We start from the raw sequence: 6,856 nt of genomic DNA, 5'->3' as shown, positions 1-6,856 counted from the left end.
GGCGGGCGAAGGCCTCTACGTCGGCGCGCAGGATGCGGCCGTGCTCGCCGCTGCCGCGCACCTTGCCCAGGTCCACGCCGGTCTCGCGGGCGAGCTTGCGCACCGCCGGGCTGGCGTAGGCAAGGGCAAAAGCGGCTTCGTCGACGCCACCGGATGCGGCAGCGGCGGTGGTAGTGGCAGCGGTAGCGGCGCCAGCGGGCGCGGCAGTAGCTGCAAGCGCGGCTGCCACGGCGGGGGCTGCGCCCGTCGCCGCCGGCGCATCGCCGGTGGCCAGCGCCATGATGATGCTGCCTTCGCTGACGGTATCGCCCACCTCCACGCGGATCTCCCGCACCACGCCGCCCAGCGGGGCCGGCACGTCCATGGTGGCCTTGTCGGACTCCAGCGACAGCAGCGCATCCTCGGCCTTCACGGTATCGCCGACCTTGACGAAGATCTCGATCACCGGGATGTCCTTGAAGTCGCCGATGTCGGGAATGCGCACTTCGGCCAGCCCGGCCGGCGCGCTGACCGGGGCGGGCGGCGCGCTCACGCTGGGCTTGGCCGCTTCCGCCGGCGCGGCGGCGGCAGTGCCGGCCCCGGCGCCTTCGAATTGCATCAGCACGCTGCCTTCGCTGACGGCATCGCCCAGCTTGACGTGGATCTGCTTGACCACGCCGCCGTGCGGCGCGGGCACTTCCATGGTGGCCTTGTCCGACTCCAGCGAGACGAGCGGGTCCTCGGCCTTGACCAGGTCTCCCACCTTGACGAACAGCTCGATCACCGGCACGTCCTTGAAGTCGCCGATGTCGGGCACCTTGATTTCAATGGCTTGGTTCATTGTCTTTATTCCTTCGCCTCTCAGACCGTCCACGGCGCTGCGCGCTCGCTATCCACCCCGTATCTGGCAATGGCCTCGGCCACCACCGCGGGCTTGATCGCGCCGTCATCGCTCAGCGCCTTGAGCGCGGCCACGGCCACGTGGTAGCGGTCCACCTCGAAGAAGCTGCGCAGCTTGGCGCGGTAGTCGCTGCGGCCAAAGCCATCGGTGCCGAGCACCACGTAGCGGCGCCCGGCGGCGTGCACGTATTCGCGCACCTGGTCGGCGTAGTTGCGCATGTAGTCGGTGGAGGCGATCACCGGGCCGTCATGGCCCGCCAGGCTCGCCTCGACCCAGCTCTTGCGGCGCGGCTCGGTGGGGTGCAGCAGGTTCCAGCGTTCCGTGGCCATGCCGTCGCGGCGCAGCTCGTTGTAGCTGGGGGCGCTCCAGATGTCGGCGGTGACGTTGAAGTCCGCCTTCAGCAGTTCGGCCGCCGCGATCACCTCGCGCAGGATGGTGCCGCTGCCCATCAGTTGCACGCGCAGCCCGCCCTTGCCGGCCTTGCCGCCGTCCTTGAGCAGGTACAGGCCCTTGAGGATGCCTTCCTCGGTGCCGGCGCCGGCGCCCGCTTCGGCCAGCCCCGGGTGCGTGTAGTTCTCGTTCATCAGGGTGATGTAGTAGTACACATCCTCCTGCTGCTCGTACATGCGGCGCATGCCCTCGCGCACGATGGTCACCACTTCATAGGCGAAGGTAGGGTCGTAGGAGACACAGTTCGGGATGGTGCCGGCGATGATGTGGCTATGGCCGTCCTCGTGCTGCAAGCCTTCGCCGTTGAGCGTGGTGCGCCCGGCGGTGCCGCCCAGCAGGAAGCCGCGCGCGCGGATATCGCCCGCCAGCCACGCCAGGTCGCCCACCCGCTGCAGCCCGAACATCGAGTAGTAGATGTAGAACGGGATCATCGGCACGTTGCTCGTGCTGTACGAGGTCGCGGCCACAATCCAGCTGGACATCGCGCCGCCTTCGTTGATCCCTTCCTGCAACACCTGGCCGTCCTTGGACTCGCGGTAGTACATCAGCTGGTCGGCATCCTGCGGCTTGTAGAGCTGGCCGACCGACGAATAGATGCCGAGCTGGCGGAACATGCCTTCCATGCCGAAGGTGCGCGATTCATCGGGCACGATGGGCACCACATGCTTGCCAATGGCCTTGTCCCTGACCAGCGTGCCCAGCATCTGCACGAAGGCCATGGTGGTGGAGATCTCGCGCTCGCCGGTGCTGTCCAGCAGGCGCTGGAAATTGGACAGCGGCGGGATCTCCAGCGAGGCGGACTTGCTGCGGCGTGCCGGCAGGTAGCCGCCCAGCGCCGCGCGCCGGGCGCGCAGGTACTGCATCTCCGGGCTGTCCTCGGCCGGCTTGATAAAGGGCACGTCGGCCAGCTGGTCGTCGCTGACCGGAATCTGGAAGCGGTCGCGGAAGCCGCGCAGGGCGTCCTGCGTCATCTTCTTGGCCTGGTGGGCAATCATCTGGCCTTCGCCGGATTCGCCCATGCCATAGCCCTTGACCGTCTTGGCCAGGATCAGCGTCGGCTCGCCGGTGTGCTTCACGGCCGCCGCGTAGGCGGCAAACACCTTCTCGGGATCGTGGCCGCCGCGCGTGAGGCCCCAGATTTCCTCGTCGCTCATGTCGGCGACCAGCGCCTTGAGCTCCTCGTACTTGCCAAAGAAGTGCTCGCGCACATAGGCGCCGCTCTTGCTCTTGAAATCCTGGTACTCGCCGTCGACGCATTCTTCCATGCGCTTTAGCAGCAGGCCGCTCTTGTCCCTGGCCAGCAGCTTGTCCCAGCCTCCACCCCAGACCACCTTGATCACGTTCCAGCCGGCGCCGCGGAAGACCGATTCCAGCTCCTGGATGATCTTGCCGTTGCCGCGCACCGGGCCGTCCAGCCGTTGCAGGTTGCAGTTGATGACAAAGATCAGGTTGTCCAGCCGCTCGCGGCCGGCCAGCGAGATCGCGCCCAGCGATTCGGGTTCGTCCATCTCGCCGTCGCCCATGAAGGCCCAGACCTTGCGCGCCGCCGTGTCCGCCAGGCCGCGGCCTTGCAGGTACTTGAGGAAGCGCGCCTGGTAGATCGACATCAGCGGCCCCAGGCCCATCGACACGGTGGGGAACTGCCAGAAGTCCGGCATCAGCCAGGGGTGCGGGTAGGAGGACAGCCCGGTGCCGCCGGTCTCCTGGCGGTAGCCCAGCAACTGCTGCTCGGTGAGCCGCCCTTCGACAAAGGCGCGGGCATAGATGCCCGGCGCGCTGTGGCCCTGGATGTAGAGCAGGTCGCCGCCATGGGTGTCGGTGGGCGCGTGCCAGAAGTGGCCAAAGCCAATGTCGTAGAGCGTGGCCGCCGACTGGAAGCTGGCGATGTGGCCACCCAGCTCCGACGATTCCTTGTTGGCGCGCAGGATGATCGCCATGGCGTTCCAGCGGATGATCGAGCGCAGGCGATGCTCGATGGCGCGGTCGCCGGTCGATTGCGCTTCGTCCTTGGGGGCGATGGTGTTGCGGTAGCCCGTGGTCAGGGAGCGCGGCACATAGAGGCCATCGCGTCGCGCCTCGTCCACCAGCGTATTGACCAGCTGGTTGGCGCGCTCGGCTCCGCGGTGCTGGGTCACCGCTTGCAAGGACTCAAGCCATTCCGCGGTCTCGATAGGATCGAGATCGCCCGCTTCTCGTGCGCTCATAGTGTCTCCACGTGTTCTGTTTTGGTTGTGTCAGGTGCTGCAGTGGCAGAGCTATTCAGCAAGAGATGTGCCACGGCAAGCGCGGGGATGCGGGTTACGCAAGTGATTGATTGGAAAGGAATCCCGCCGTGGCAGTCCGGCTGCCCGGTCGGGAATCCATATTCAGGCGGGGTGATCGTTATGAGATTTCATGCGGGGGTGTCAGGGAATACCCGCGCCTGGACGGCCCGGGGTTGTAGCGACGGCGCCTCGGTAATGTCCTCGGCCTCCAGGGCCCCCGCGGCATCGGGGTCCTGCGCGGCGCCAAGCTCACCTTCCCATTTGGCAACGACGGCCGTGGCGATGCTGTTGCCGATGACGTTGGTGGCGGTGCGGCCCATGTCGAGGAACTGGTCGATGCCCAGGATCAGCAGCAGGCCGGCTTCCGGCAGGTTGAACATCGGCAGGGTCGCCGCCACCACCACGATGGAGGCACGGGGCACGCCGGCAATGCCTTTGCTGGTGACCATGAGCACCAGCAGCATGGTGATCTGCTGGGTCAGGCTCATCTGGATGTTGTAGGCCTGGGCGATGAACAGCGCGGCGAATGCCTGGTACATCATCGAGCCGTCGAGGTTGAACGAGTAGCCCAGCGGCAGCACGAAGCCGGTCACCTTGTTGGGCACCCCGAACTTCTCCATCTGCTCCATGGTCTTGGGGTAGGCCGCCTCGCTGCTGGCGGTGGAGAACGCCAGGATCGTCGGCTCGCGGATCAGCTTGAGCAGCGTGAACACCCGGGTGCCCAGGAACAGGTAGCCCGCCGCGGTCAGCACCAGCCACAGCACCAGCAAGCCCAGGTAGAAGCCGCCGATGAACTTGCCGTAGGTAAACAGCACGCCAATGCCCTGCACCGTGATGGCGGCGGCGACGGCGGCAAACACGCCGAGCGGCGCGAAGCGCATCACGAAGTCGGTGACGCGCAGCATGATCGCCACCAGTTCCTCGATCGACGCCACCAGGTGATGGCCCACCTTGCCCTTGAACGACGCAATGGCAAAGCCGAAGAACAGCGAGAACACCAGGATCTGCAGGATCTCGTTCTGCGCCATCGCCTCGAACACGCTCTTGGGGAAGACGTGCGTGATGAAGTCCTTCAGGTTCAGCGTGGAGGTCTTGAGGTTGGTGGCCGCGCCGATTTCGGGCAGTGGCAGGTTCAGTGCATGCCCGGGCTGCAGCAGGTCCACGAAGAACATGCCGAGCAGCAGCGATATCAGCGACGCGGTGATGAACCAGCCGAGCGCCTTGATGCCGATGCGGCCCACGGCGCTGGCGTCTTTCATGCCGGCGATGCCCGCCACCAGCGTGCCAAACACCAGCGGCGCGATGATCATCTTGATCAGCCGCAGGAAGACGTCGGTGACGATGGAGAAGTAGCTGGCAATCTCCTTGGCCATGGCCGCATCGGGCACGAGGCGGTTGCAGAGATAGCCGGTGACGATGCCCAGGACCATGGCGATCATGATCCGGGTTGTGAGCTTGTTTGCCTTCATTGTGCGTTGTCTCCAGCAGTTGCGGCCAGATCCTGGTCTGACCGTCGGAATCGGGGCAGGGCGGGGGCGGTGGGGCCGGTGGGGCCTTGCCTGGCGCCGGACACGCCTTGCCCCCCGGATCAGCGCGCGCGGGGCGCCAGGCTCAGCTGGGTCGGCTGCGTCAGCACTTCCGGGCGCAGGATCTGGTCCAGTTCCTCCCGGGTCAGCAAGCCCTTTTGCAGCACGATCTCGTACACGCTGCCGCCGGTGGCATGGGCCTCCTGCGCCACGGCGGTGGCGTTGGCATAGCCGATGTACGGGTTCAGGGCGGTCACGATGCCGATGGAGTTCTCGACCGTGGCCCGCAGGCGCTCTTCGTTGGCGGTGATGCCGTTGACGCAGCGTTCGGCCAGCGTCAGGCAGCCGTTGCGCAGATGGCTCACGCTCTTGAACAGGCTGTGCGCGATGATCGGCTCGAAGGCGTTGAGTTGCAGCTGGCCGGCTTCGGCCGCGAAGCTGACCGTGATGTCGTTGCCGATGACCTCGAACGCGATCTGGTTGACCACCTCCGGGATGACGGGGTTCACCTTGCCGGGCATGATGCTGGAGCCTGCCTGCATGGCCGGCAGGTTGATCTCGCCCAGCCCGGCGCGCGGGCCGCTGGACAGCAGCCGCAGGTCGTTGCAGGTCTTGGAGAGCTTGACCGCCACGCGCTTGAGCACGCCGGAGAGCTGCACAAAGGCGCCGCAATCCTGCGTGGCCTCGATCAGGTTCGGCGCGGTCATCAGCGGAATGCCGGTGATCTCCTTGAGCCGCTTGAGGATCAGCGGCGCGTAGTCCGGGTGCGCGGTGATGCCCGTGCCGATGGCGGTGGCGCCCATGTTGATCTCGCAGATCAGCAGGGCCGCTTCGCGCAGCCGCTCCTCGTCCTCGCCGAGCATCACGGCGTAGGTGCTGAACTCCTGGCCCAGCGTCATCGGCACGGCGTCCTGCAACTGGGTGCGGCCCATCTTCAGGACATGCCTGAACTCTTCGGCCTTGCGCTCGAAGGCGCGCCGCAGCACACCCATGGCATCCACCAGGCCCAGGATGCCGAACCAGGTGGCGACCTTGAGCGCCGACGGGTAGACGTCGTTGGTGCTCTGGCCGATGTTGACCTGCTCGTTCGGGTGCAGGTACTGGTACTCGCCCTTGTTGTGTCCCAGCAGTTCGAGCGCGCGGTTGGCGATGACCTCGTTCGCGTTCATGTTGGTCGAGGTGCCCGCGCCGCCCTGGATCACGTCGACGACGAACTGGTCGTGCAGCTTGCCCCCGAGCAGTTCCGCGCAGGCCGCCACGATGGCGTCGCAGCGGGGCTCGTCGAGCAGGCCCAGTTCATGGTTGGCCAGCGCGGCCGCCTGCTTGATGTAGGCCAGGGCCTTGATGAGCTCGGGGTAGATGGAGATGGGGGTGCCGGTGATCGGAAAGTTCTCTACCGCGCGCAGGGTGTGCACACCGTAGTAGACGTCCGCCGGGACCTCGCGATCGCCCAGCAGGTCATGTTCGGTTCTAAAGGTTCGAGCGGTCATTGCATTGCGCCTCGCAAATTTGCATCAGGGAGGACCCGACTCTAGATAAACCGCCGACAGGTGGCGACTATGATGCGAATTTGTCATGGCATGGCGCGAAATACTCATGCGGCACGCTATCGGCAAGGCGCCACGAGGGGCTGGAGAGCGGCAGGCGGGCCGGGATCGCCGGACGATGATTTTTCCGCATATTTCGCTGCGAATTTTGCATCGACGTATCAGGGCTTATACGGATCCGGGCGCTTT

General features: G+C 66.0%; 4 protein-coding genes. All 4 read right to left on the bottom strand.

Features of this window, described 5'->3' with window-relative positions; all coding sequences use genetic code 11:
* Window positions 1–820, bottom strand: an 820-nt coding sequence (locus AB4Z48_RS33945; protein WP_441622186.1) for a biotin/lipoyl-containing protein, incomplete at its 3' end; no start/stop codon positions are given.
* Window positions 821–840: 20 nt separating this feature from the next.
* Entirely contained in the window at window positions 841–3,534 is a 2,694-nt protein-coding gene (gene aceE, locus AB4Z48_RS33940; RefSeq protein WP_441622185.1) for a pyruvate dehydrogenase (acetyl-transferring), homodimeric type, read from the bottom strand.
* Between the two features lie 188 nt (window positions 3,535–3,722).
* Window positions 3,723–5,063: a dicarboxylate/amino acid:cation symporter gene (locus AB4Z48_RS33935; protein WP_441622183.1), complete on the bottom strand. Its 1,341-nt coding sequence runs from the start codon at window positions 5,061–5,063 to the stop codon at window positions 3,723–3,725.
* A 119-nt stretch (window positions 5,064–5,182) separates the two neighbouring features.
* Complete coding sequence (gene aspA / locus AB4Z48_RS33930; RefSeq protein WP_441622181.1) at window positions 5,183–6,610, bottom strand: aspartate ammonia-lyase; 1,428 nt, start codon at window positions 6,608–6,610, stop codon at window positions 5,183–5,185.
* Window positions 6,611–6,856 lie beyond the last annotated feature (246 nt).

It is taken from the genome of Cupriavidus sp. 2TAF22 (assembly GCF_052115045.1).
Taxonomy (GTDB): Bacteria; Pseudomonadota; Gammaproteobacteria; order Burkholderiales; family Burkholderiaceae; genus Cupriavidus.
Note: the sequence above shows the minus strand (reverse complement) of the source record. Positions and strands in the feature narration are given on the sequence as shown.

Excerpts from the sequence above, each read along its gene's own strand:
- aceE (WP_441622185.1), bottom strand. The coding sequence starts at position 3,534 with ATGAGCGCACGAGAAGCGGGCGATCTCGATCCTATCGAGACCGCGGAA.
- AB4Z48_RS33935 (WP_441622183.1), bottom strand. The coding sequence starts at position 5,063 with ATGAAGGCAAACAAGCTCACAACCCGGATCATGATCGCCATGGTCCTG.
- aspA (WP_441622181.1), bottom strand. The coding sequence starts at position 6,610 with ATGACCGCTCGAACCTTTAGAACCGAACATGACCTGCTGGGCGATCGC.